The sequence below is a fragment of the Acidipropionibacterium virtanenii genome (assembly GCF_003325455.1).
GTDB classification, from domain to species: Bacteria; Actinomycetota; Actinomycetes; order Propionibacteriales; family Propionibacteriaceae; genus Acidipropionibacterium; species Acidipropionibacterium virtanenii.
Genome location: NZ_CP025198.1, coordinates 1,861,086 through 1,884,807, shown reverse-complemented (window position 1 = coordinate 1,884,807; position 23,722 = coordinate 1,861,086). Strand labels below are relative to the sequence as shown.

The 23,722-nt window shown below is 70.7% G+C and carries 28 protein-coding genes; 12 read left to right on the top strand and 16 right to left on the bottom strand.

All coding sequences use genetic code 11. The features are described 5' to 3' along the window. Positions 1–53: 53 nt before the first annotated feature. Entirely contained in the window at positions 54–827 is a 774-nt protein-coding gene (locus JS278_RS08645; RefSeq protein WP_181833684.1) for a glycerophosphodiester phosphodiesterase family protein, read from the top strand. 85 nt (positions 828–912) lie between these two features. Continuing rightward, positions 913–1,242: an RNA polymerase-binding protein RbpA gene (locus JS278_RS08640; protein WP_114044826.1), complete on the top strand. Its 330-nt coding sequence runs from the start codon at positions 913–915 to the stop codon at positions 1,240–1,242. Between the two features lie 76 nt (positions 1,243–1,318). Here the strand turns inward: JS278_RS08640 and JS278_RS08635 are convergent, their stop codons facing one another. Genes JS278_RS08635 through JS278_RS08610 form a run of 6 tightly spaced genes read right to left on the bottom strand, consistent with a single transcriptional unit; the run spans position 1,319 to position 7,386 of the window. After that, complete coding sequence (locus tag JS278_RS08635; protein WP_114044825.1) at positions 1,319–2,092, bottom strand: polyprenol monophosphomannose synthase; 774 nt, start codon at positions 2,090–2,092, stop codon at positions 1,319–1,321. Between the two features lie 45 nt (positions 2,093–2,137). Then, the gene (gene lnt, locus JS278_RS08630; protein ID WP_114044824.1) at positions 2,138–3,742 is read right to left on the bottom strand and encodes an apolipoprotein N-acyltransferase; all 1,605 of its coding nucleotides are present in this window, start codon (positions 3,740–3,742) and stop codon (positions 2,138–2,140) included. Continuing rightward, a complete protein-coding gene (locus JS278_RS08625; protein WP_114044823.1) occupies positions 3,739–4,194 on the bottom strand; it encodes an Lrp/AsnC family transcriptional regulator in 456 nt (151 codons plus the stop codon). Before JS278_RS08625 ends, lnt begins: the two co-directional genes overlap by 4 nt. Positions 4,195–4,225: 31 nt before the next feature. Beyond that, positions 4,226–4,843 carry a methionine biosynthesis protein MetW gene (metW, locus tag JS278_RS08620; protein ID WP_114044822.1) on the bottom strand — a complete coding sequence of 206 codons (618 nt, stop codon included), beginning with the start codon at positions 4,841–4,843 and terminating at the stop codon, positions 4,226–4,228. Beyond that, positions 4,840–6,066 carry a homoserine O-acetyltransferase MetX gene (gene metX, locus JS278_RS08615; protein WP_181833683.1) on the bottom strand — a complete coding sequence of 409 codons (1,227 nt, stop codon included), beginning with the start codon at positions 6,064–6,066 and terminating at the stop codon, positions 4,840–4,842. Before metX ends, metW begins: the two co-directional genes overlap by 4 nt. Positions 6,067–6,099: 33 nt before the next feature. Beyond that, positions 6,100–7,386, bottom strand: coding sequence for an O-acetylhomoserine aminocarboxypropyltransferase/cysteine synthase family protein (locus tag JS278_RS08610; protein WP_114044820.1), 1,287 nt, complete (start codon positions 7,384–7,386; stop codon positions 6,100–6,102). A 90-nt stretch (positions 7,387–7,476) separates the two neighbouring features. Between JS278_RS08610 and JS278_RS08605 the strand changes: the two genes are divergently transcribed. Next, entirely contained in the window at positions 7,477–8,697 is a 1,221-nt protein-coding gene (locus tag JS278_RS08605; RefSeq protein WP_114044819.1) for an acetyl-CoA hydrolase/transferase family protein, read from the top strand. 1 nt (position 8,698) lies between these two features. Here JS278_RS08605 and JS278_RS08600 read toward each other — a convergent pair whose 3' ends face one another. Together JS278_RS08600 and JS278_RS16010 are read right to left on the bottom strand one after the other, a co-directional pair. Then, positions 8,699–9,535 carry an aldo/keto reductase gene (locus tag JS278_RS08600; protein WP_114044818.1) on the bottom strand — a complete coding sequence of 279 codons (837 nt, stop codon included), beginning with the start codon at positions 9,533–9,535 and terminating at the stop codon, positions 8,699–8,701. A gap of 31 nt (positions 9,536–9,566) precedes the next feature. Further along, positions 9,567–10,364, bottom strand: coding sequence for an HAD-IIB family hydrolase (locus JS278_RS16010; RefSeq protein WP_181833894.1), 798 nt, complete (start codon positions 10,362–10,364; stop codon positions 9,567–9,569). Between the two features lie 754 nt (positions 10,365–11,118). Here JS278_RS16010 and JS278_RS08590 point away from each other — a divergent pair. Continuing rightward, positions 11,119–12,315 carry an MFS transporter gene (locus JS278_RS08590; RefSeq protein WP_220149949.1) on the top strand — a complete coding sequence of 399 codons (1,197 nt, stop codon included), beginning with the start codon at positions 11,119–11,121 and terminating at the stop codon, positions 12,313–12,315. 8 nt (positions 12,316–12,323) lie between these two features. Here the strand turns inward: JS278_RS08590 and JS278_RS16390 are convergent, their stop codons facing one another. Beyond that, entirely contained in the window at positions 12,324–12,416 is a 93-nt protein-coding gene (locus JS278_RS16390) for a hypothetical protein (protein ID WP_342767020.1), read from the bottom strand. A 59-nt stretch (positions 12,417–12,475) separates the two neighbouring features. Next, entirely contained in the window at positions 12,476–12,634 is a 159-nt protein-coding gene (locus tag JS278_RS16665; protein WP_342767019.1) for a helix-turn-helix transcriptional regulator, read from the bottom strand. A gap of 539 nt (positions 12,635–13,173) precedes the next feature. Here JS278_RS16665 and JS278_RS08575 point away from each other — a divergent pair. After that, positions 13,174–13,605: a helix-turn-helix domain-containing protein gene (locus JS278_RS08575; RefSeq protein WP_114044815.1), complete on the top strand. Its 432-nt coding sequence runs from the start codon at positions 13,174–13,176 to the stop codon at positions 13,603–13,605. On the opposite strand, the gene JS278_RS08570 is transcribed toward JS278_RS08575, so the two are convergent. Further along, positions 13,538–14,485: a hypothetical protein gene (locus JS278_RS08570; RefSeq protein WP_147243175.1), complete on the bottom strand. Its 948-nt coding sequence runs from the start codon at positions 14,483–14,485 to the stop codon at positions 13,538–13,540. The two genes, JS278_RS08575 and JS278_RS08570, sit on opposite strands and share 68 nt — an antisense overlap. 304 nt (positions 14,486–14,789) lie before the next feature. On the opposite strand from JS278_RS08570, the gene JS278_RS08565 reads away from it, so the two are divergent. The 3 genes from JS278_RS08565 (at position 14,790) to JS278_RS08555 (ending at position 17,487) form a co-directional block, all read left to right on the top strand. After that, entirely contained in the window at positions 14,790–15,056 is a 267-nt protein-coding gene (locus JS278_RS08565) for a helix-turn-helix transcriptional regulator (protein WP_114044813.1), read from the top strand. After that, positions 15,053–16,402 carry a type II toxin-antitoxin system HipA family toxin gene (locus JS278_RS08560; protein ID WP_114044812.1) on the top strand — a complete coding sequence of 450 codons (1,350 nt, stop codon included), beginning with the start codon at positions 15,053–15,055 and terminating at the stop codon, positions 16,400–16,402. The genes JS278_RS08565 and JS278_RS08560 overlap by 4 nt, the downstream gene beginning before the upstream one ends. A gap of 143 nt (positions 16,403–16,545) precedes the next feature. After that, positions 16,546–17,487 (top strand): 2-dehydropantoate 2-reductase, encoded by a 942-nt coding sequence (locus tag JS278_RS08555; RefSeq protein WP_114044811.1) that lies wholly within the window; start codon positions 16,546–16,548, stop codon positions 17,485–17,487. Here the strand turns inward: JS278_RS08555 and JS278_RS08550 are convergent. Together JS278_RS08550 and ligD are read right to left on the bottom strand one after the other, a co-directional pair. Next, positions 17,442–18,227: an alpha/beta hydrolase family protein gene (locus JS278_RS08550; RefSeq protein WP_114044810.1), complete on the bottom strand. Its 786-nt coding sequence runs from the start codon at positions 18,225–18,227 to the stop codon at positions 17,442–17,444. The genes JS278_RS08555 and JS278_RS08550 overlap by 46 nt on opposite strands. 1 nt (position 18,228) lies before the next feature. Next, positions 18,229–19,098 (bottom strand): non-homologous end-joining DNA ligase, encoded by an 870-nt coding sequence (gene ligD, locus JS278_RS08545; RefSeq protein ID WP_114044809.1) that lies wholly within the window; start codon positions 19,096–19,098, stop codon positions 18,229–18,231. A gap of 145 nt (positions 19,099–19,243) precedes the next feature. On the opposite strand from ligD, the gene JS278_RS08540 reads away from it, so the two are divergent. Then, positions 19,244–19,873 (top strand): ClpP family protease, encoded by a 630-nt coding sequence (locus JS278_RS08540; RefSeq protein ID WP_114044808.1) that lies wholly within the window; start codon positions 19,244–19,246, stop codon positions 19,871–19,873. Next, on the top strand, positions 19,870–20,457 hold the full coding sequence (locus tag JS278_RS08535; protein WP_114044807.1) for a ClpP family protease: 588 nt from the start codon (positions 19,870–19,872) through the stop codon (positions 20,455–20,457). Before JS278_RS08540 ends, JS278_RS08535 begins: the two co-directional genes overlap by 4 nt. A gap of 1 nt (position 20,458) precedes the next feature. On the opposite strand, the gene JS278_RS08530 is transcribed toward JS278_RS08535, so the two are convergent. Next, positions 20,459–20,797 carry a helix-turn-helix domain-containing protein gene (locus JS278_RS08530; RefSeq protein ID WP_114044806.1) on the bottom strand — a complete coding sequence of 113 codons (339 nt, stop codon included), beginning with the start codon at positions 20,795–20,797 and terminating at the stop codon, positions 20,459–20,461. An 81-nt stretch (positions 20,798–20,878) separates the two neighbouring features. On the opposite strand from JS278_RS08530, the gene JS278_RS08525 reads away from it, so the two are divergent. Both JS278_RS08525 and JS278_RS08520 read left to right on the top strand, forming a co-directional pair. Continuing rightward, positions 20,879–21,967 carry a threonine aldolase family protein gene (locus tag JS278_RS08525; RefSeq protein WP_245935065.1) on the top strand — a complete coding sequence of 363 codons (1,089 nt, stop codon included), beginning with the start codon at positions 20,879–20,881 and terminating at the stop codon, positions 21,965–21,967. Positions 21,968–22,023: 56 nt separating this feature from the next. After that, positions 22,024–22,653, top strand: a complete 630-nt coding sequence (locus JS278_RS08520) for a TetR/AcrR family transcriptional regulator (RefSeq protein ID WP_181833682.1) — start codon at positions 22,024–22,026, stop codon at positions 22,651–22,653. Positions 22,654–22,658: 5 nt separating this feature from the next. On the opposite strand, the gene JS278_RS08515 is transcribed toward JS278_RS08520, so the two are convergent. After that, entirely contained in the window at positions 22,659–23,153 is a 495-nt protein-coding gene (locus JS278_RS08515) for a GNAT family N-acetyltransferase (RefSeq protein WP_114044803.1), read from the bottom strand. Further along, positions 23,150–23,650: a MarR family winged helix-turn-helix transcriptional regulator gene (locus JS278_RS08510; protein ID WP_114044802.1), complete on the bottom strand. Its 501-nt coding sequence runs from the start codon at positions 23,648–23,650 to the stop codon at positions 23,150–23,152. The genes JS278_RS08515 and JS278_RS08510 overlap by 4 nt, the downstream gene beginning before the upstream one ends. Between the last annotated feature and the right edge of the window lie 72 nt (positions 23,651–23,722).

Below are 23,722 nucleotides of genomic sequence, written 5' to 3'. Positions count from 1 at the left end.
GCCGATGAGGCACATCGAGCGATGGGCACCGGCGATGGACCACAATGAGGCCTGTGCGCGCCGATGACTATCCGTACTTCTCCCGGCCATTCACCGCCCTGGCCCATCGCGGCGGTTCTCTGCTGCCCGACAACATCGGCCATGAGAACACCCTGCGCGCCTTCGGGAACGCGGTGGCGATGGGCTACAGCCACATCGAGACCGACGTCCACGCCACCGCCGACGGCGCTCTGGTGGCGTTCCACGACGACCGTCTCGACCGGGTCACCGAGAGTCACGGGCTGATCCGTGATCTCACCCTGGCCCAGGTGCGCCGGGCGAGCGTGGGCGGGGAGCCGATCCCGACCCTCGACGAGGTGCTCGACGCCTTCCCCGGCACCTTCGTCAACATCGACATCAAGGAGGCCGGAGCCATCGATCCGCTCGCCGCGGCGCTGGATCGCCATCGTGCGACCGGCAGGGTCTGCGTCGCCTCATTCGCCACCTCCCGCCTGACTCGGTTCCGGCGGCTGACGGGCCGGGCGGTGGCGACCGCGGTCGGCCCGCTGGGGGTGGCCTGGTCGGCCCTGGGACGGGTGGTCGCCCGGGCGCTGCCGCCGTGGGGGGTCGCCCTCCAGATGCCGGCCTCGATCCGGGTGGCAGGGCGGAGGGTACCGCTGGTGACCCCGGCCATGGTGCGCGCCGTACACGCCCGGGGCCGGGTGGTGCACGTGTGGACCATCAATGACCGCGCGGAGATGGAGCGGCTCATCGATCTGGGGGTCGACGGCATCGTCACCGATGCCATCGATGTGATGTCCGATGTCATGGTGGAACGCGGTTTGTGAGCGAGGAGGGCACACGGGCTTGTCCGGGCCTGCCATGATGGTCACCAGAACTGTGGGCTGAACGGGAGGCCCGGAAGGAGGAGTCATGGCAGATCGCGCACTGCGTGGCATGGGCCTGGGTTCCAAGAGCTTCGAGGACGAGGAAGGCGTCGAGATGGCCGAGAGGCAGGAGATCGGTTTCGACTGCCCCAACGGTCATCACTTCGAGATCACCTTCTCGGTCGAGGCGGACCTGCCCGGCGTCTGGGAGTGTCCCCGCTGCGGGGCGGAGTCGCGTCGCAGCGACGGCACCGAGCCCGAGAAGAAGAAGCAGAAGCCCCAGCGCACCCACTGGGACATGCTCACCGAGCGTCGTTCGATCCCCGAGCTCGAGGAGCTGCTGGCCGAGCGCCTCGACGAGATCCGCAAGAAGTAGCACCGACGCACCAGAACGGAGCCGAGGGCCCGGACCAGCTGGTCCGGGCCCTCGGCTCCGTTCTGGTGCGGTGATCTCAGCGGATCCTCCTGCGGGCCTTCCTGGCCAATTGCCGCAGCTGGGAGGCACGATGGTCGACCCCCCACAGGGTGGTGCGGATGAGGGCCTCCACGACGATGGCCCGGCTCATCTTGGAGTTGCCGTACTCCCGTTCCACGAACTCGATCGGCACCTCGGCCACTCTCATCCCGGCCTTGAGGACCCGCCAGGTGAGATCGAGCTGGAAGCAGTATCCGGCCGAGGCCACCTCGTCGAGGTCGATGGTGCGCAGGGTGGTTGCGCGGAAGGCGTTGAAACCGCCGGTGGGGTCCTTGACCCTGATGCCCAGCATGAGCCGGGTCCAGACGCCGCCGCCCCGCGAGATGAGTTCGCGGGACTTCGGCCAGTTGACCACCCGGCCGCCCGGCACGTAGCGCGATCCCTTGACCATGTCGGCGTGCTCCAGGGCGTCCAGCAGCAGGGGGAGCTGCTCGGGCTGATGGGAGCCGTCGGCGTCCATCTCGACCAGCACGTCGTATCCCTCGTCGAGGCCCTGGTGGAAGCCGGCGAGGTAGGCGGCGCCGAGGCCCTCCTTGCCGCGACGGTGCATCACGTGGATCTGCGGGTCTGCCTCGGCCAAGGAGTCGGCGATGCCGCCGGTCCCGTCGGGAGAGTTGTCGTCGGCGACCAGAACGTCGACCCCGGGGTCGGCGCGACGCAGCCTCGAGACGATGGCCTCGATGTTCTCGGCCTCGTTGTAGGTGGGAATGATGACAAGGACCCGCGAAAGGGTGCCGTCGCCGGTGGTCATGCTGCTCCGTTTCTGCTGTTCCCGCCCCGCTGAGGGGCCATCGACTCACACATTATCCGTCGCCCCCGGGGGCCGTGCGGATGACGGGGCACGGCGACGTCGCCGCAGCGCCATGACGGCTCCGGCGAGCACCGCCAGCCCCGCCAGCGCAGTGCTCGACCAGCCGATCACCGGTGCGGCCCTCACCCCCGCAGACACCCCGTCGCCCAGAGAGAGTTCGTAGGTCCGGTAGTCGTGGGTGGACTCCCGGGTGCGGTCAACCACCCGGCCGCTGGGCTGGATGAGTCCCGACAGCGAGGAGGTGGTGGCGACCGTGATCTGACGGCCCGACTCGATGGCCCTGGCCCGGGTGATCTGCCACTGCTGGTCGGGCTGGGCAGTACCGGTGTAGGTGGCGTTGTTGGACTGCACCATGAGCAGCTGGGCGCCGTGGCGCACGGTGTCGTGGACGGTGCCGTCATAGGCCAGCTCGAAGCAGATGACGTCGCCGATGCGCACGGTGCTGTTGCTGTCCGTCCTGTCCGTCCGGGCGGTCAGCACCCCGGGTGCGGTGCCCGGCACGGACTGGCGGCCGACGTGCTGGAGGATCGGCAGCACCTTCAGCAGGGCGTCGCGCCAGGGCACCCACTCCCCGAAAGGCACCAGGTTGCGCTTGTGGTAGACGCCGTCGGGGCCCTGGCTGTCGACCGGCCACCACATCGCCGTGGTCTGCCTCTCATCGGCCCCGGGTCCCTCGGTGACCGCCCCGACCAGGATCGGCCGCCCGGCGACCGCGATGGCGGTGGTCACCAGCTCGTGGGTCTGGGCGTCGAGGACCGGGTCGATGTCGGTGGAGTTCTCCGGCCACAGGATCATGTCGGGGGCCGGGGCCCCGGTGGCGCGCTGATGGGCGACGGCGGCGATGGTCTCCGAGAGGTGGTTGTCGGTCACCGACCGGGCGTATCCCATCGCGTAGGAGCCGGCGGTGCCGTCGACCCCTCCCTGGACGACGGTGACTCTCACATCGCCGCCGGCCGGATCGGGCCGGCGGGTGGTCCACTCCCCCACCCCCGAGGCGATCGACAGCACCCCGACCAGGGTCGCGACGGCGGCGATCCGGGCGCGGCGCGGGGCTCTGGGCGCCGCCCCGAGACTGATGGCGGCGGCCAGCAGCTGGCCCGCCAGGGCGATGAGAAGGCTGGTGCCGGTGGCGCCGATCCAGCGCAGGGTGCCGGCCAGCGGGGTGTCGACGGCGGTCCAGGCCAGCCGCACCCAGCCGAACCCGCCCAGCGGGATGTGGGCCGCCGCCACCTCGGCCGCGGACCACACGCACGCCGCCCACAGCGGAGCAAGCGGCAGCCGGGCGACCATGCGGATGCCCCATCCGGTGAGCATCGCCCAGCAGGCCATGAAGGCGATGAGCACGGGGGCGGCCGGCCAGGCGACCACGTACACCCACCAGATCGTCGTGGTGAACAGGCCCAGACCGTACAGGTACCCGAGTCCGGCGGCGGTCCGTGGGCGCCGGTCGCGTACCAGCACGGTCAGCGCCGCCACCCCGGGGATCACCAGGGGCCACCAGCCGGCCGGGGCCTGTCCCAGCCCGGTGGCCACCCCGGCGGCCACCGCGACCGCGGCCCGTGCCAGGTCCGGGGTCGGGATCCGCCTCACCTGCGGCCCACCAGCGGCAGGCCGTCGAAGAGGGTGTCGAGGACGACGGTGGTCTCGGTGGAGCACTGGCACTCCTTGCGGATCCGGCTGAGCAGCCGGTCGAGGTCGGTCGGCGAGGCCGCCTGCACCCGGGCCAGGTAGGAGGCGCTGCCGGCCACGGAGTGACAGCTGCGGACCTGGGGCATGGCGCGCAGCAGCCCGGGGATCTCCTCGTCGGTCTGCGGATCGGCCGGCGCGATGAAGATGAAGGCCGTCACCGAGGCGTCGACGGCCTCCAGATCCAGGTCCGCGTGATAGCCCTTGATGACCCCCCTGGTCTCCAGCCGGCGGACCCGCTGCTGGGCGGCCGAGGTCGACAGGCCCGTCTCACGGCCCAACTCGGTCCAGGACATCCGTCCGTTGGCCTCCAACAGGGCCAGGATCTGCCTGTCGGTGCTCTCCAGGTCTGTCATCGTTCTCCTGCCGTCATCTCCGATTGCCGTCTCATCCGGTCCAGTTGGAGCCCAGCACGTGGACCGTCGAGCCGGCCAGGAGGTTAGGTGCCAGACCGGCCGCCCGGGTGGGCCGGCCCCGCCCTCCCAGGCTGATGCGCTGCAGCACGTCGACGCCGGCCTCGGCGAACCAGGACTCCAGGTCCGCGACGGTCGAGTAGCGGACGTTGGGGGTGTCGTGCCATTCGAAGGGCAGGTCCTTCGACACCGGCATGTGACCGCTGAGAAGCCTCAGACGGTTGCGCCAGTACCCGAAGTTCGGCATCGAGACGATGAGCAGCCTGCCGATCCTGGCCATGTCGGCCAGCACCCTTCCCGGCCGGGGGACGGCCTGCAGGGTCCTCGACAGCACCACGACGTCGTAGGAGTCGTCGTGGAACTCCCCCAGGTCGGCGTCCAGATCCATCTCCAGGACCGGGACGCCCAGGGCGGCGGCGCGCAGCAGCTCGGAGGTGTCGGAGTCCACCCCGGTGCCCAGGCAGTAGCGCTCGTCCATCAGGCGCCGCAGCAGGACGCCGTCGCCGCAGCCCAGATCCAGGACGCGGGATCCGGTGGGCACCAGGTCCGAGATGATCACCTGGTCGGGGCGCAGCCCTGTCTGACCGCTCACCGGTCGACCTCCCTGGTGCAGATGTGGCCGTCGTGGTGGGGGGCCCGCCTCGAGGCCCTCCCGGTGCGCCGCCCGGCGGGCACCTCGAGGAAGGCGCGCACCAGGTCGTGGTAGGGGTCCAGCTTCATGAGGAAGGAGTCGTGGCCCCAGGAGGAGGCGATGGTGAAGAAGCTCACCGGCAGCCCGGCCCCCTCCAGGTGGCGGACGATCCGGCGGGAGTGGGCCGGGGAGAAGCGCCAGTCGGTGTCGAAGCACACGACCAGGTAGTTCACCGGGTCGGCGACCACCAGGTCCGTGGCGCCGGTGGTGCCGAAGGGGTCGAAGTAGTCCATCACGCGGGTGAGATAGATGTAGCTGAGCGGGTCGAAGCGGGTGAGGAAGGTCTCCCCCTGGTGGTCCAGGTAGCTCTCCACCGCGAAGTCGACGCCGAATCCGCGGCGCGGCTCGCCGAACTGGTGGGTGCGGCCGAACTTCTCGGCGAAGGCGTCCTCCGACAGGTAGGTGATGTGGGCCAGCATCCGGGCGATCGACAACCCCGTGTCGGGACGGCGATCGGCGTCCAGGTAGTGCCCGTCGTCGAAGTCGCGATCGCGCACGATGGCCTCGCGGCCCACCGCCGAGAACGCGATGTTCTGGGCGGTGAGTCTGCTGGAGGCGGCGACGATCACCGCGTTGTCGAGGGTGTCGGGGTGGGTCAGCGACCAGTCGAGGGCCTGCATCCCGCCCATCGACCCGCCCACCACGGCATGGAACTTCTCGATGCCCAGATGGGCGGCCAGCCGCAGATGCACCTCCACGAAGTCGTGCATGTCGATCTGCGGGAAGGCGGTGCCCCACACCTGCCCGGTGGCCGGGTTCATCGACGTGGGCCCGGTGGTCCCCGAACAGCCGCCCAGCAGGTTGGAGGACACCACGAACCACTGGTCGGTGTCGATGGCGCGCCCGGGCCCGATGATGTTGTCCCACCAGCCCGGCTTCGTCTCCCCGTCGTGGATGCCGGCGGCATGGGCGTCCCCGGTGAGGGCGTGGCAGATGTACACGGCATTGTCGCGCTCGGGCGACAGGGATCCGTAGGTCTCGTAGGCCACCTCGACATGGTCGAGGTGGTCCCCGGAGACGAGCTGGAGGGGATGGTCGGGATCGGCGACGGTGGCGAGACGGGTCTCGACCCGGCCGACACCGGGCCCGAGGGGTTCGGTTCGTGAAGCTGACTGGCGTGTCATCGGGACTGATTCTGCCACCAGTGCCGTTGAGCCTCAGCCGCGCGAGACCGCCAGGGCCTGCTCCAGGTCGGCGATGAGATCGGAGACGTCCTCGATGCCCACCGACAGGCGCACCATCTCGGGCCGCACGCCGGCCGCCTCCAGTTCCGGCTCGGTGAGCTGGGAATGGGTGGTCGAGGCGTTGTGGATCGCCAGCGACTTGGCGTCACCGATATTGGCCAGGTGGCTGAACAGCTTCAGCGACTCGATGAACCGGGTGCCGGCCTCCCTGCCGGCCCGCAGGCCGAAGGTGAGGATGCCGGAGCAGCCGCGGGGCAGGATCCGGGCGGACACCTCCCGGTAAGGGCTGGACTCCAGCCCGGGGTACTGCACCCAGGCGACATCGGGGTGGGCCTCCAGGTACCGGGCGATCTCCAGGGCGTTGCCGCTGTGGCGCTCCATCCGCAGGTGGAGGGTCTCCAGGCCCTGGAGGAAGAGCCAGGAGTTGAACGGGGAGATCGATGCGCCGATATTGCGCAGCAGCACGGTGCGGGCGCGGGTGATGTAGGCGGCGGCCCCGGCGGCCTCGGTCCACACCACCTCGTGGTAGGCGTGGTCGGGGCCGGTGAGTGCGGGGAACCGCTCGGCGTGGGCGGCCCAGTCGAAGCGGCCTCCGTCCACGATGACCCCGCCGATCGCGGTGCCGTGGCCGCCGATGTACTTGGTCGCGGAGTGGACGACGATGTCGGCGCCGTGCTCGAAGGGCCGGCACAGGTAGGGGCTGGGGATGGTGTTGTCGATGATCAGCGGCAGTCCCAGAGCGTGGGAGGCCTCGGCCCAGGCGTCCAGATCGACGACATTGACGCCCGGGTTGCCGATCGTCTCCCCGTAGACCAGCCGGGTCCGGTCGGTGACCGCGGCGGCCAGGGCGCCCGGGTCGTCGGGATCGACGAAGGTGACGTGGATGTCGTACTGGGACAGGGTGTGGGCGAACAGCGCGAAGGAGCCGCCGTAGAGGGTGGACAGGGCCACGATGTGATCGCCGGCGAAGCACAGGTTGAGCACGGCGTAGGTGATGGCCGACATCCCCGAGGCCACCGCCAGCGATCCGACGCCTCCCTCGAGGGCCGTGATCCGGGCCTCGAAGGCGTCCTCGGTGGGATTCATCATGCGGGCGTAGATGTTGCCGGGCTTGCGCAGGGCGAACAGATCGGCGGCCTCCTCGGTCGAGTCGAAGGTGTAGGCCGCGGTCTGGTAGATCGGCACCGCGCGGGCATGGGTGGTGGGATCCGAGGTCTCCTGGCCGGCGTGGACCGCGAGGGTGTCGAAATGCTGAGGCATCGTGAGGCTCTTCCGTGGGGGCTGGGTGCGGGAGCAACGGTAGTGGCCTCCCGGCCCGCTGAACAGGCCCAGGACCGCTAGCGTTGGGCCATGCGTCTCATCAGCATCGACGAGCTGGACCGGGCCGTCTCCACCCTGCCCGAGGCCCCCCGGATCGTCTCCCCCGGCGGCGGCGCCTCCCCACTGGAGCTGCTGGGGGCCCTGGACGCCCGGCTGGAGCGGTGGAGCCTGTTCTGCGTCAACGCTCCGGAGGGGGTCCCGGCCCGCGACGGGGTGACCCACGAGACGGTCTTCCTCGGGCCGGGTTCCCGGGCCGCCGGGCAGGTGCGGTACTTCCCGGTGCCGTTGAGCACCGCAGCCCTGCTGTTCGCCACCAGCTGCCCGCCCGACATGGTGGTGCTGCACACCACCACTCCGCGCAACCACGTGGTCTCGATGGGCGTCGAGGTGCAGCTGCTGGTCTCGGCCGTCGAGTACGCCAAGCGGCGGGGGGTGCCGATCATCGCCCAGATCAATCCCCGGATGCCCTTCACCCGTGGCGACGCTGTTCTGGCCGACGACGTCATCGACTACGCCGTGGAGGTGGACGCACCGCTCATCCCGGTGCCCCCGGTCGATCTGGACGAGGAGGTGATGAGCATCGGCGAACTCGTCGCCTCCCGGGTCGCCGACGGCTCCACCATCCAGATCGGCATCGGCAAGATCCCCGACGCCGCCGCCCACAGCCTGCACGCGCGGCGCAACCTGAGAATCTGGACCGGCATGATCACCGACGCCGCGATGCACCTGGACCGTGCCGGGGCGCTGGTGGCCCGCCGGCAGATGACCGGATCCGCGGTGCTGGGCAGCGAGGAACTCTACGCCTGGGCCGACGACAACCCGCGGGTCAGACTGCTGCGCTGCGAGAAGACCAACAACCCGGCCTCCATCTCGGCGCTGCCGGCCTTCGTGAGCATCCACAGCGCACTGCAGGTCGACCTTTTCGGCCAGGTGAACGCGTCGCGGTTCGGCGACCGGATCTACTCGGGAACGGCCGGGTCCACCGACTTCCAGGCCGGGGCGATGCACTCGAGCGGAGGCCAGTCCCTGGTGGCGCTGCGCAGCCGCCACCGCGAGACGTCGACGATCATCGGCCAGCTGGCGGGTCCGGCAACCTATTCGCAGCCCACCGCGGTGATCACCGAGAACGGCGTCGCCGAGCTGCTGTACCACCACGAGGCCGAGCAGGCCGAACGGCTCATCGAGCGCGCGGCCCACCCCGATGCCCGCGAGGAGCTGCGCGCCCAGGCCCGCCGGCACGGCCTGCTGTGACTCAGAACTCCTCGTAGACCGCCGGATCCTGATCCGCCAGACGTCCGTCGGGGCGGCCCAGGGCGGTGACGGCGTCGATCTCCGCGCTCGTCAGCACCAGCTCGGTCGCCGCCAGATTCTCGACCTGCCGGGACGGGGTCGCCGCCTTCGGCAGCGGCAGGGCCCCTCGGCCCATGTGCCAGGCCAGCACCACCTGCGCCGCGGTGGCGTCGTGGGCGGCCGCGATCTCGGCGATCACAGGCTGTGACAACACGTCATTGCCCCGCCCGAGGGGGCTCCACGCCTCGGTGATGATGCCGTGCTCGGCGTCGTAGGTCAGGGCCTCGGCCTGCGGGAAATACGGGTGCAGCTCGATCTGGTTGACGTCGGGCAGCACACCGGTCTCGGCCTCCAGTCTCTCCAGGTGCTCGGGCAGGAAGTTGCACACCCCGATCGCCGTGAGCAGACCGCGCTCCCGGGCCTCGATGAGGGCCTGCCAGGCCTCGACGTAGAGGCCGACCTTCGGGTTGGGCCAGTGGATGAGGTAGAGGTCGATGGCATCCAGCCCGGTGCGGTAGACGCTCTCCTCGACGGTACGCAGGGCCTCGTCGTGGCGGTGGTGGCGTCCGGGCAGCTTCGAGGTGACGATGATGTCCCCGCGATCGTGGCCGCTGGTGCGCACCGCGTGCCCCACGGTGCCCTCGTTCTCGTAGTTGAAGGCCGAGTCGAGCAGCGTGTAGCCGTTGTCGATGGCGGCGTGGAGGGCCTGGACGCCGGCCGAGCCGTTGAGCTTGTAGGTGCCGAACCCGATGGCGGGCAGCACGAGGCCGGAGTGGGAGGTGAGGGTGGTACGTGACATATCGGATCCTTCTGGTGATGTGGATGCGCGGTCAGGATCCATCCTCGTCGCCGGTGCCGTTGGTGTCGAGCAGCCGGGTGACGGTGGTGATGACGCCGTGCTCGGTGTTGGCGGGGGCGAGGAAGCGGGCGCGCGCAATGAGGTCGGGGTGGGCGTTGGCCATCGCGAAGGACAGGCCGGCGTGGTCGAACATGTCCAGGTCGTTGAGGTAGTCGCCGAAGACCGCCGTCTGGCAGGCCCCGATGCCCAGCTCGTGCTGGATGGCAGCCAGGGCCCGGCCCTTGGTGGCGTCGGCATTGCTGACGTCGAGCCAGTGGGCGGTGGAGAGGACGATCCTGTGGCCCTCGGCCGCCGCGACCAGGGCGGGGTAGGTTCCGGCCTCGGCCTGGTCGAAGTCGTAGACCGCGATCTTGATGATGTCCTCGTCGACCCCCAGGAGGTCGTCGACCACCTCGTTGCTGCGGTAGTACGGCGCGACGATCTCGCGGAAGGGCTCGTCGGGCCGCTCGATGTAGGCGGTCCGGGTGCCGCACAGCACGGTGCCGATGTCGCGCCCGGCCCGGGCCAGACCGCGGAGCAGCGCCACCGTTCGGGCGACGTAGCCGGGGTCGATCACCGAGGCGCTGAGGGCCTCGCCGTCGCGCACCACGAAGGTCCCGTTCTCGGCGATGAACGGCATGCCGGGTCGGGCGCCGAACATCTGTGCGAGGGTGGCGTACTGGCGTCCGCTGGCCGGGGCGAAGAGGATTCCGCGGCGCTCCATCCGCTCCAGCAGAGGCCACAGGGTCTCCGGGATCGCGCCCCGCCCGTCCAGCAGGGTGCCGTCCATGTCGGTCACCACCAGCCGCAGGTCTGCGGCCTCCGGGGACGCGAGATCCTGGCATGTCGCGGTCTGCTGCGGTTGTGCGGTCACGGTGCCGTACGCTCCTCGTCTCCTGCGGCCGGGACGGTCCCGGCCCTCAGTCCCCCGCCGACGCGCCGACCTTCCGGTGCGCCCGGGGGCCGACACTACCGCCGCCTGCCCGGCGCCGATCACCGCGGGCATCGCCCCCGTGGTGCCGACGATCATGACGGCCGTGCTCTCCCGCAGCAGGTTGTCCTCCATGATGACGTCGGCGGACTCGACGGCGACCGCCGAACCCTTGGCGCCCATCGCGATGCCGAGCCGCGAGCCGACCTGCTCGGCAGTGGCCCGTCCGTCCCCGGTCAGCATCATGATGCGGCCGATCCCCAGCTGCCCGAGCCGTTCCAGCGAATCGGAGTCGCGCACGATGATGCCGACCTTCGCGGCCCGGTTCATGCACGCCATGAAGGCCACCGAGGCGGCGATGATGAGGGGGCAGGGGGTCGTCACCACCAGGACCTCCGCGAACCGACCGGGGTCGCCGGAGAGGATCCAGGCGATGGCGACGATGGCCAGCAGGTCGACCTCGTAGCTGCCGCGTCGCAGTTCGGCGATCATCCCGACGACCAGACGGGCGGCCAGGACCAGGCAGACCGCCGAGATCAGCCACCGGGCGGCCCCGGGGGTCCGGCCCTCGAATCACCTTGTGGTAGTCGTGGGAGCCGTGCCGAAGACCCGTATGCCCTCCCGTGTCCGACGTCGCCTCCCCAGCCTGTCCCGGGGGCCGGTGACGGCGGCGCTGGTCTTCCTGGTGGCGCTCAATCTGCGGCCGGCCCTCACGGCGGTCGGCCCGGTGCTGCCGCGCATCGGCGCAGAACTGCGGCTCGGCGAGGGTGCTCAGGGACTCATCGGTTCGCTTCCCCTGCTGGCCTTCGCCGCCGTCTCCCCGCTCGTCCATCGGATCGCCGCGCGGCTGGGCGCCGATCGTACCGTGCTGATCGCGCTGGTGCTGCTGGCGGCCGGGATCGTGGTGCGATCGGCCACGGGCACCCCCGGGCTGTGGGCCGGGACGGTCGTGGTGGGCTCTGCGATAGCGATCGGCAACGTCCTGGTGCCGGTCCTCGTGCGCCGCGACTATTCCGGCCGCGTGTCGGCGGCCACCGGCGTCTACTCGGCCTGTATCACCCTGGCCGCAGCCCTCGCCTCTGCGGCGGCGGTGCCCCTGGCCGACGCGCTCGGGTGGCGTGCCGCGCTGGGGATCTGGGCCCTGCCGGCCGGGGCCGTCGCAGTGGTGTGGATCTCGCGGTGTTCCGGTGCGCCGGTCGACAGGAGCCGCGAGGCGGGCGACGGGACTGCGGGCGACGCGCCGGCGGTGGTCGGATCATTGTGGAGACGCCGCCAGACCTGGCTGGTGACGGCATTCATGGGGCTTCAGTCGACCTCCTTCTACACCACCGTCACCTGGCTGCCGACCATTGAGGCTGCCTCGGGGCAGACGCCGGCCGCGGCGGGGATGCACCTCTTCGTGTTCCAGTGCGTGGGGATCGCCTCGGGGCTGGCGATCCCCAGTCTCATGAGGAACCCGTCCTCCCAGGTCGGGGCGGCGCTGGCCGCCAGCCTGCCCCTGTTCATCGGTCTCCTAGGGCTTCTGACGGCACCCGGGGCGGCAGTGGTGTGGGTCGCGGTCGCGGGCCTGGGCAGCGGCGCGTCCCTGGTCGTCGCACTGTCGTTGATCGGTATGCGCGGGCGCAGCACGGCCGAGACCGCGCGGCTGTCGGGGGCGGCCCAGTCGGCGGGCTACCTGATGGCCGCCCTCGGGCCCGTGCTGATCGGCCGACTGGCCGGGGAGACGGGTGGATGGACAGTCCCGCTGGCCGTGATGGCGGCCCTCGCCCTGGCCCAGTCGGTGGTGGCGGTGCCGGCCGGGCGCCCGTGAGGCCGGTGTCAGAGCGCCTGGATCCCCACCAGGTTCCCGGCCGGATCCCTGAAGGCGCAGTCCCGGGGGCCCCGGGGCTGGTCGGCCGGTTCCTGGACCACCTCCGCCCCGGCCCGGCGCGCCCTGTCGGAGTGTCCAGAACCGTTTGGGGGCCGCCTCGTCAGTGCAGCGGCATCGGGCGTCCCAGGATCTGGGCGATGCAGGGCGGCAGCGCCTCGACCGCGTCGTGGCGGCGCCCGCGGTATGAGCTGGGGGTCTGGCCCACCAGACGCGTGAAGGAGGCGCTGAAGGAGCCCAGCGAGGCGCAGCCCACGGCCATGCACGCGTCGGTGACACTCGCCCGGCGCGCAGCAGGGACATCGCCCGTTCGATCCGACGGGTCATGAGATATGCGTGCGGGGTCTCGCCGTAGACCGCCCGGAACTGTCGGGAGTAGTGCGCCTCCGACATCAGGGCCTGCCGGGCCAGGGTGGCGACGTCCAGGGGCTCGGCATAGTGGTGGTCCATGTGGTCGCGGGCCCGTCTCAGCAGGACGAGGGTCTCCAGCGCCATCGATGTTTCCCTTCTAGGTTTCGTCTCTGTCCCATCGTTATGTTTCGTTTTTGAGTTTCGCATTTCGCGCTCCTCATGGGATCCGGGCTCCCTCCCCTGCTGCTCCGGACGCGGCACCGCCGCTACTACGTCTACGCGCGGTGCCGTATTCGGGCCGATGATATGCGTGCATGCGCCATGCGGAGGAGCCTAGCTCGCCCGGAAACAGGATTTCGTACGGTTTCGCGTTAGTTTCGAATAGTGTTTCCCATAGGTCCGAACGTTCGGAAACTTGACGTTTCGCGCCAACAGTGGGAAAGTTTCGGTATGGATGTGACGGGTGAGTTCGTGAGCACCGAGGAGGCGGCGCGGCTGCTGGGGGTCTCCGCCCAACGGGTGCGCACCCTGCTGCGGGACGGCACGGTGGCCGGTACGCGCGAGGGTCGGGGCTGGCTGGTCGAGGCCGGCGACCTGGAGCGCTACAGGAGGGAGCGGGAGACGTCGGGACGTCGTCGTTCCGGCAGGGTCCCCGTGAGCCCGGCAGACATACCAGGGGTGCCCGCGCAGGTCGTGGCGGGTGGGGCCCCGGTGGCCGGCGCCCTTTCCCCCACTCAGATGACGGTCAGGCTCCAGGAGCTCCAGGAGCGCGTCGAGGAGCTGTCGCGGCGCAACGCGGAACTGGAGGAGCAGCTCAGGCGGGTACGGCTGCTGGCTGAGCTGCTGAGGACCGAGACGCCGGCAGCGGAGGCTCAGGGGTGAGGACGAGGGCCCGGACGGCCCGGCATGCGGCCTCGAGGGTGAAGGGCATCGCCAGGCCCGGTACCGCGGTCTCGGCGACGTAGCGGGATCTGGCCCAGGAGCGTCCCAGGCCGCGGGGCTGCAGGGGCATGCCCGGGGGCCTCGGGCCGGCGTTGGCGCGTCCGGAGACCAGCAGGGTGCGGGGGTCTGATCCCTGCAGGCAGGCCACGGTCCCGGCGCGCAGCACCAGCCAGTCGTCGAGTGCGGCGGTGCCCCAGGCCGGTACCGGTGCCAGGGCGGTGTCGTCGCCGGGTTCCCAGCGGTGAGGGGCGGGGTCCTGGGCGGGCATCCGGATGAGCCGGCGCCCGTGCTCGGAGACGATCTGCTCGGTGCGCAGGGTGCACAGGCCGTAGCCGGAGGCACCGGTGGCGTAGAGCACGGCGATGGTGGCGGCGGTGCGGGTGGCGTAGAAGTTGTTCATCGTGGTGAGGGCCTGGCAGGCGGTGCGCAGCGCCGCGGGGGCGTCGTCGGGGATGGGTGCCAGGGGCGTCCAGTCGGCGAAGGGCGGAGGCTGGCGGGTGCCGGTGGCCCGTGCCAGCCAGCGCAGTGCCGAGACCCTGGCGGCGGTGCTGCGGGGCGACTCCGAGGCCTTTCCCGTGGGGCGGCGGACGCGCAGGGTGCCGGACTGGGAGGCGCGGACATAGGCGTCGACGGCGTCGGGATCCATCAGGTCGGCGACGCTGATCCTGGCCATGGCACGCATCGTCGAGCTGCCGGCCAGGAATTCCAGGGCTCCCATGACGGCCCATTCGCGCTGCCTGCGGGTGGCCTCGGACATGCGCGACTCCCCTGCCAGCAGGTCCGGCAGGACGGACAGGACGCGGGACTCTGAACCATTCACGAAACCATAATAACAGGCCCCGAAATCTCTGCCGTTGTTGCCGGGTTTCGGGGTTGTTCTGTGTGTACGTGGGAGCACTGAGGATGGGGTGCCTGGGCCTGTTATTTTCCCTTGTGAGAGAGGCTCGTCGGGGCCGGGAATGCCTGGTCGCAAGGCGCACCGGACGGGGCCGGGACATTCGCAGCAGCGTTTCGGCTCGCCGTCCCGGGGTTCGCACCGCTCGGCCCCATCCGCAGTGCTGTAGATCATTCTTGACTTCTCCCCTGGTGTCGAGGATCATCGACACCAGGAAGGGAGATCCCCCATGGACCGCTACCTCACCGCCTGGACCGATCTCGGCCCCGCCGTGCGCGACTACCGCACCCGTGCCGGACTCACCCAGAACGACCTCGCCCGGCGGGCCGGAGTCTCCCGGGCCAGCGTCAACGCGATGGAGAACGGCACCGCCAACCCCTCGGGAGCCCTCGTCGACAAGGTGCTGCGCGCTCTGGAACTCGGCATCGTACTGAGCCCCAGGCCGTCCGCCGATGCCGGGATGCTGGCCGAGATCCTCGGCGAGGACGATTCGTGAGCTCCCCCGACGACCATCTCGTGGTGTGGCTCGCGGGCCGCCCGGCCGCCGACCTGCACCGCGGGGACGCGAGGGGACCGGTCCTGGCCTACCGGGAGTCCTACCTCGACGGTCCCCACATCCCGCTGTCCCCGGTCTTCGCCACGACCACCGGCGTCCAGTCCCGCCGCCGGGCGGCGGCCTTCCTGGACCACCTGCTTCCAGACAACCCCGACACCCGGCAGCTCTGGGCCCGCCACTTCCAGGTTCCGCCGGACACCTTCGACCTGCTGGCGGTGATGGGCGAGGAGACCGCCGGGGCGCTGCAGTTCCTGCCCGCCGGGGCCACCGACCGTCGCGACGCCCGGTACGAACCGGTCTCCGACGCGAAGATCGGCCGTCGGCTGCGGGAACTGCGCACCGATCAGGCCGGCTGGACGCTGCCCGACGAGCGGTGGAGCCTGGCCGGGGCCCAGGCCAAGTTCACCCTGGCCGAGCTGGACGGCCGGTGGCACCGGCCCGTCGGATCGGCCGCCAGCACCCACATCCTCAAGCCCGGCATCTTCCGGCTCCACCACCAGGGCCTCGTCGAGCACGTCACGATGCGCGCCGCCCGGCTGCTGGGCATGACCACCGCCGGCACCCGTTGGTGCGAGTTCGACGGCGAGCCGGCACTGGTCATCACCCGCTTCGACCGCCGCGGCACCGATCCGGTGCACCGGATCCACCAGGTCGACATGTGCCAGGCCCTGGGCCGGGGGCCCAAGTACGAGACCGACGGCGGCCCCGGCGCGGCCGACGTCGCCGGCGTCCTCCGGTCGGTGTCCTCGGATCCGCAGACCGACCTGTACCGCTTCGCCGACGCCCTGATGTTCGCCCTCCTCACCGAGTCCCCCGACGCCCATGCGAAGAACTACGCCCTGCTGCTCACCGAGACCGCGGCCAGACTCGCGCCCCTCTACGACATGGCCACCGCCCTGCCCTATGAGCACTCCGGCCTGGACCTGTCGGTCGCGATGACGGTCGGCGGCCAGCGCCACCGGCCCCGGGTGCTCCCCCGCCACCTCATCACGATGGCCGAACGGGATCTCGGCATCGACGCCGCCCGGGTCCTCGACCGCTACCGGACGATGGCCGGCCGGCTCCCCGGCGCCTTCGAGGCGGCCCTGGATGAGCTGCCGGGGGCAGTGGCCGCCGATGAGCTGCGCGACCGGATACTCCCCCGCCTGCGCGAACTCACCGACAGCGCCCTCCACCAGCTCGATACCAGCAGATATCAGGTGCCCCCACCCGATCCGGGCCGGATCTGGGTTCACCCCCACACCAGGTCGGGCCGGCGCGTCGAGGGGTACTGGCGGGCGCGATAGGCCGAGCAGTATGTAGCTCATTCTCGACATCACCACCAGTGTCAAGAATCCTTGATACATCTCTCCAGCTGTGCGCCCGATGCCGCGACGGCAGTAGCCTCACAGCGGATGCCGGGCGCAGCCCGGCCGGGAAGGGAGTCGGAATGCAGCAGGAGGCGTCCAGAGGACCCGTTGCGGTGATCGGGGCCGGGGCTATCGGCCTGTCGATCGCATCGGCGCTGGCCCGGGCGGGCCACCCGATCACGGTCTGCGGAGGCAGGCCGTTCGACCAGATGGTGGTCACCGACCGGGGTGCGACGAGCTCCTGGCCGGTCCGTCACACCGTGAATCCGGATGACGTCGCCGGGTACGACACCGTCGTCCTGGCTGTCAAGGCCCACCAGACCGACGCTGTCGGGGACTGGCTGAGGGCGGTCGACGGTCCCGGCGTCGACGTCCTGGTGGCCCAGAACGGCGTCGAGCAGCGCGAACGGGTGGCCCCCTACCTCGCCGGTGCCCACGTGGTGCCGACCGTGGTCTACCTCAATGCGGAGCGTTCGGAGCCCGGGCGGGTCACCGTGCGCAGAGTGGTCCACGGGGATCTCGCCGTTCCCGACGATCCGGGAAGCCGGATCCTGGCGGCACGCATCGAGGCCGGCGGGATGCATGTGGAGCTGGACGCCGACTTCACCACGACACTGTGGAACAAACTGCTGATGAACATCACCGCCAATCCACTGACGGCGCTCACCCGCCGGCGCACCGCGGTGCTGCGCGATGAGGGGGTCGGGCAGGTGGCCTTGCAGATCATGATCGAGGCGGTGGCCGTGGCCCGGGCCGAGGGAGCCCGGCTCACCGACGAGGACGCCCTCGCGGATCTGAAAGCCCTGCGGAAGGTCCCCGACGGGGCGCCGACCTCGATGCTCCAGGACTGCTGGGCGGGCCGGCCCCTGGAGTACGACGCGCTGACCGGCGCGGTGCTGCGGGCCGCGGAACGTCACGGGATCGACGCCCCGATCAACCGGCTCATCTACTCACTGGTGGCGGCCGTCCGCCCCGATCATGAGGGACCGGTCAGCCAGGACAGCGCACCGCCCAGGACCTGAGGATCCCGGCACAGGTCCGGATGATCCAGCCCCGGGTGATCCACGACGGCGATCTGAGGAGCCGGCGGACCGTCGGCCAGCAGCGCGGCGAAACGGTGCGCGGCCTCGGCGGGCACGTGAGTGTCGGCGGCCCCGACGTCCAGGCGGATCGCCAGTTCGCGCCGAAACCGGTCCGGGTGCGCGAGGGGGTCGAGGTGATCGCGCAGCCACCGCCCACCCGACGTCGCCTCCCCCTGATCGATGACCTGGCCGGGTCGGCCGATGAGCGTCATGCCGGGCCGGGTCCAGTCAGGCGTCGAGGCGATGGCGGCCACCCGAGTCACCCTGGGATCGATGCCGGCCAGGGCGATGGCGATGTCCCCGCCCATCGAGACCCCTCCGGCCAGAACGGGGCCGTCGATCCGGTGGGCGGAGAGCTCCTCGTCGATCACCGCCATGGCGTCCAGGACGGTGCCGCCGAGGATCGGCCACATGGTGGCCCGGAACCGGTTCATCACCAGCTCGAACAACCGGTCGGGCGGAAGGTCCGCGCGCTCGCCGTGGCGCCGGGGGTCGATGCCGACGGCCAGGAATCCCCGCTGTGCCAGCCCGTTCAGCTGGTCGGTGTAGCGCTCCTTGTCCCCGCCCAGCGGCGGGATCCAGAGCACCGGCCCGCGGGGGTCTCTCCCGGCCGGGGCCACCTCCATGACAGGGATGCCGACGATACGGCGCGTCGTGGAGACGGTCCGTGCGATGCCCATATCAGTCCAGTCTGTCCAGGACGTCGGCCGGGCCCAGCTGGGCCAGGCCCGGGCCGATCTCGTCCCAGTCGCGGGGCGCGGCGGCGCTCGGGGATCCGCCCTTGGCGCGCAGGCTGTAAGGGGTCACGGTGGTCTTCGCCGGATGGTTCTGGCTCCAGTCGATGAACACCCGTCCGACGCGATCCTGCTTGGAGGCGTGGGCGATCACGGTGCCGGGATGCTCGGCGGCGAGGCCCTCGGCCAGCCGGCGGGCATAGCCGTGGACGGCGCGCGCGGTGGTCGGTATCGGGGCCTGCGCGGTCAACCGGGCGTAGAGGTGCAGGCCCTTCCCTCCGCTGGTCACAGGCCTCGGGTGCAGCCCGTCGTGCTCGAGCCGGTCGCGGATCATCAATGCCACCCGGGCGCACTCCTCCAGACCGGTGCCCTCCCCCGGATCCAGATCGATCACCAGGCGGTCGGGGCGGCGCACCCCGCCGCGAGGGCCGAGCCTCCACTGCGGGGTGTGGAACTCGACAGTGGCCTGACCGGCCATCCAGGCCAGACCGTCGGCGTCGTCGACGACCGGATAGGTCACCGTCCTCGCCCTGTCCTGCGGAGTGCCCATCGCCCCGGGACTGGCCGAGACCTCGAACCGGCGGATCCATCCCGGCATGCCCCGTGAGATGTTGCGCTGGAAGATCCGCTGCCCCTCGATCCCGTCAGGATATCGCACCCGGCTGATCGGGCGGTCGCGCAGTTGTTCCAGGAACACCGGCGAGACGCGCCGGTAGTAGTCGGCGAGATCACGCTTGGTGAATCCCGTCTCGGGGAACAGGACCTTGTCGGGGGAACCGAGGCGAACCCGGGCCCCGTCTCCGCTGTGTCGAGGCATGCCTCCAGGGTAGGGGCCGCAGCCGGGCAGCACAGGGGTGCGCGGGATTCTCCCGGTCCTCTGCCGCCGGCAGCTCTGCCGCCGGCAGCTCTGCCGTGGGCAGGCGGGGCTGTTGTCGCACGGCCGACGGCGCCACCGTGGGGTCATGACCGAGTCATCCACACCTCCTGCATTCGACGAACGGGCCCGGCAGGGCTGGTTCGAGCGCCGCGTCCTGATCCTGGACGGCGAGCTCGACGACGACAACGGAACCCTCCTGGCCACCCAGCTGATCCGGCTGGCCGACGAGGACCCCGGCGCCACGATCTCGCTGTGGATCCATTCCCCCGGCGGATCGGTGCCCGCGATGCTCGCCATCCGCGACCTCATGCGCACCATTCCGGCCCCGGTCGCCACCCTGGCGGTCGGACTGGCCTGCAGCGCCGGCCAGTTCCTGCTGTCGGCGGGCACCCCGGGGCTGCGGGCGGCGCTTCCGCACGCCCGGATCCTCATGCACCAGGGGTCGGCCGGGATCGGAGGCACCGCGGTCGACGTCGAGCTCCAGGCCGACGAGCTGCGCCACACCCGCGACACGGTGCTGGGGCTCATCGCCGCCGACACCGGCCAGCCTCGCGAGAGGGTCTTCGAGGACTCCCTGCACGACCACTGGTACAGCGCCGCCCAGGCCGTGGACTACGGATTCATCGACCGGGTCGTCAGCACCTTCGACCAGATCCGTCCCGTCGCCCGGCCCGGTGCCGGATTCGCCGCCGATCACGACCAGGAGATGACATGAGCACCTACACGATTCCCCAGGTCATCGCCGAGAACCCGCGCGGGGACCGGGTGATGGACGTCTACTCCCACCTGCTCGGCGAGCGGATCATCTACCTCGGCACCGCCCTGGACGCCGGGGTGGCCAACGCCCTGGTCGCCCAGATGCTCTATCTGGAGTCGGTGAGTGCGGAGTCCGAGATCTCGCTGTACATCAACTGCGAGGGAGGGGATCCCAGCGCCATGCTGGCGATCTACGACACGATGCGGTTCGTGAGGCCCCGGGTCGCGACCACATGCGTGGGCCAGGCGGTCGACGTCGGCGCGGTGCTGCTGGCCGCCGGAGCACCGGGTGCCAGATCGGCGCTGCCGCACGCCCGGGTGGTGCTGCACCAGCCGGGCGCCCAGGGCCGTGGGGCGATCCCGGATCTCATCCTCCAGGCCGACGAACTGGTGCGGATCCGCTCCGACATCGAACGGGTCCTGGCCCGCCACACCGGCCAGGACGTCACCACGCTGCGCGCCGACACAGACCGGGACAGGGTGTTCACCGCTGCCGAGGCCCGCGACTACGGCCTGCTGGACCAGGTGATCGACGAGAGATGAGTCAGGCGGCCAGGGCGAGCATCGTCCGCGTGGTGGAGCGGTGCAGCGTGTCGTGGTGCGCTGTCTCGCGGTGCAGGGTGCGGGCGACCGCGACGGTGAGATCGAGCAGAGTGAGATCAAGGGCGCCGTTGACAGCGGCCAGCACCTCGCTCGAAGGCTCCTTGCGTCCGCGTTCGATCTCGGAGAGGTACTGCGGGGAGACGCCGGCCCGGGTCGCGACGTCATCGAGGGTCTCGCCGCGCCGGTTGCGGGTGCGACGCAGGAAGCCGCCCACGGCGTCGCGCCACAGGGGTTCGCCCGTGGAAGCGCGGGGCACCGGGGCTGTCTGATGCTCGGTCATGACCCGAGGCTAGACGCACCGGGATCGCCGGACCCGGTCTGTCTGCCCACGGCAGAGGGGTGGTGACTACGATCGGGGCGCGTGATATCTCATGTGATGCCTCTCCATGATCCCGGGCGCCGTTCCTTCTTCTCCGACAACCTCTCCGGGGTGCACCCCGAGGTACTGGCGGCGATCGTCGCAGCCAACGGCGGGGCCGTCGACTCCTATGGGGAGGACCCGTACACGACCCGCCTCCAGGAGGTGATGGCCGACCACTTCGGCGCCGGAACGGCCACCTTCCCGGTGCTCAACGGCACCGGTGCCAATGTGCTGAGCCTGCGCGCCGCGACGCCCCGCTGGGCAGCGGTGCTCACGCCGGCGCCCTCCCACACCACCACCGACGAGGCCGGAGCGCCGGAGCAGGCCGGCATCAAACTCATCACCGCGCCCGCCTCCGACGGCAAGCTGCATCCCGACCAGATCCACGAGGCGGCCCGTGCTCTGGGGGATCCTCACCACGCCCAGCCCCTCGCCGTCTCGATCGCCGATGCCACCGAGACCGGCACCGCGTACACCCCCGACGAGGTGGTGTCGCTGACCCGCGCCGCCCACCAGCACGGCATGGCGGTCCACCTGGACGGCGCCCGGCTGGCTGTGGCCGCGGCGCATCTGGGCACCGGCCTGAGCGAACTCACCTCCGACGCAGGCGTCGACATCATCAGCCTGGGAGCCACCAAGAACGGCGCGATGCTGGCCGAGGCGGTTGTCGTCCCGCCCGGTCCGCGCGCCGCCGCTCTCGCACAGGCGGTCCGGATGGCGCGCAAGAGCACCCTCCAGCTCGTCTCGAAGATGCGCTTCGTCTCGGCCCAGCTCATCGCGATGTACGAGGGCGACCTGTGGCTGCGCAACGCCTCGGCCGCCAATGAGATGGCCGAGCGGCTGGCCGCGGGCCTCGGCGGGCTACCCGGGGTCCGGATCGCGCAGAGGGTCCAGTCCAACGCCGTCTTCGCGGTCCTTCCGGACGCGGCCGTGGCACCTCTGCGCACCCGGTTCGGCTTCCACGGTGAGGGGACGCTCGGCTCCCCCGCCCGTCTCATGTGTGGCTTCGAGACCGCCGCCGCAGACGTCGACGCCCTGGTGGATGCCATTCGCCATGCCTGCGAGGACCCGAAAAGCACGCCCGTATGAAATTACACAACCCGGCCGTGCGAAATAAAACAGCACACCCGTGTTATTCTCTGTCCGTGCCAAGAGTCGTGGATCATGATGAGCGCCGTTCCGAGATCGCCGAGACCGCCCTGGGGGTGGTGCTGCGTCAGGGACTGGACGGAGTCACGCTGCGCGGGGTGGCCTCTGCGGCCGGCTGCTCGACGGGAGCCCTGCGGCACTACTTCCCCACTCAGCAGGAGCTGCAGGAGTACGTCATGGCGGCGGCCTCCTCAAGACTGCGCGAGGGGGTCCTGGCCCGGCTGCAGGGTCCGCACCCGGGGGCGACGATGGTGGAGCAGATCGCGTCGGTCGTCGAGGAGATGCTGCCCTTGGACCAGACCCGCCGTCGCGAGCTCGAGCTCTGGTCGGCCCTGGCCGAGTGGGAGCGCCGCAACCCGCCGGAGGGAGGATCTGTGATCTGGTCGGACCGTCGGGCGCTCTACCGCCGGTGCCTCGCCTCGCTGTACGGATACCCGTCGGCCGGCGGTCTCCAGGACGCCACCCAGCCCCACCCGGATGATCAGGTCGAGATGTGGGCGGCGGTACTCCACACCTTCGTCGACGGGCTGGCCTCCCAGCTCACCGACACCCCTGGACAGGTCAGTCCCGAGGAGGCCCGGTCGCTGCTGCGCCGGCTGCTCGCCTCCGCGGCGCCCCGGACCTGAGGCCGTCAGGCCAGGGCGGCCAGCGCCTCGCCGGTGAGGCGCTGGGTGGTCCACTCGTCCATGGGCTCGGTACCGATGCTGCGGTAGAAGGCGATCGACGGCGCATTCCAGTCCAGCACCGTCCATTCCAGGCGGGGGTAGCCGCGCTCGGCGCACACCGCGGCCAGGTGCGAGACCATGGCCTTCCCGTAGCCCCGGCCCCGGAACTCGTCGCGAACGTAGAGATCCTCCAGCCAGATGCCGTGCCGACCGGTCCAGGTGGAGTAGGTGAGGAACCAGACGGCGATGCCGATGACCCGAGCGTCGCGCTCCACGACATGGGCGAAGACCCGCGGCCGCTCGCCGAAGAGATTCTCGGTCAGCGCCCCGACGGTGTTCTCCACCGCGTCGGGTTCCCGCTCGTAGGCCGCCAGGGCCCGGATGCAGGCCAGGATCCCGGGCTCGTCTCCGGGGCGGGCCTCGCGCAGTACGGCGCCATCGTTCAAAGTTGTCTGGTTCACGGGGAGACGCTATCGGACGGGACGGGCCCGGCCGCCTCCTCGGACAGCGCGTTGAGATTCTCCAGGACCTTCTCGAGCAGTCCGGCCATCTCGTCGAGCTCGTCGGGGCCCAGCCCCTTCAGCACCGATCCGAAGACGAAATCGGTGTACTCGGGCACTGCGACCTCGTGGGTCCGGCGGCCCTGGTCCGTGAGACTCACCCGGGTGGCGCGGCGGTCGGAATCCACCGAGCTGCGCCGGACGAGGTTGCGCCGCTCGAGCCTGGCGACCGTCTTGGACACCCGGGGTGCCGGGCAGTCCAGGGCCGCAGCCAGCTCACCGGTCCTCAGTGAAGTTCCCGAGGAGCGCAGCGCACCCAGCAGCATGTACTCGAAGCTGGTCAGCCCCGCTCCTGCGGTGGCGCCGGTGCCGACGACCTGAGGCAGCAGCTCTGCGACCGCGGCGAGCGCGATCCAGGCACGCCTCTGGTCTCTGCCCGGTTCCTCACGACGCCCCATGCCCGCACCCTATCAGAAATAGTTTCCTGGGAAATGACCTTTCGGACATGTTCCCTCGAACGATCACCCCCA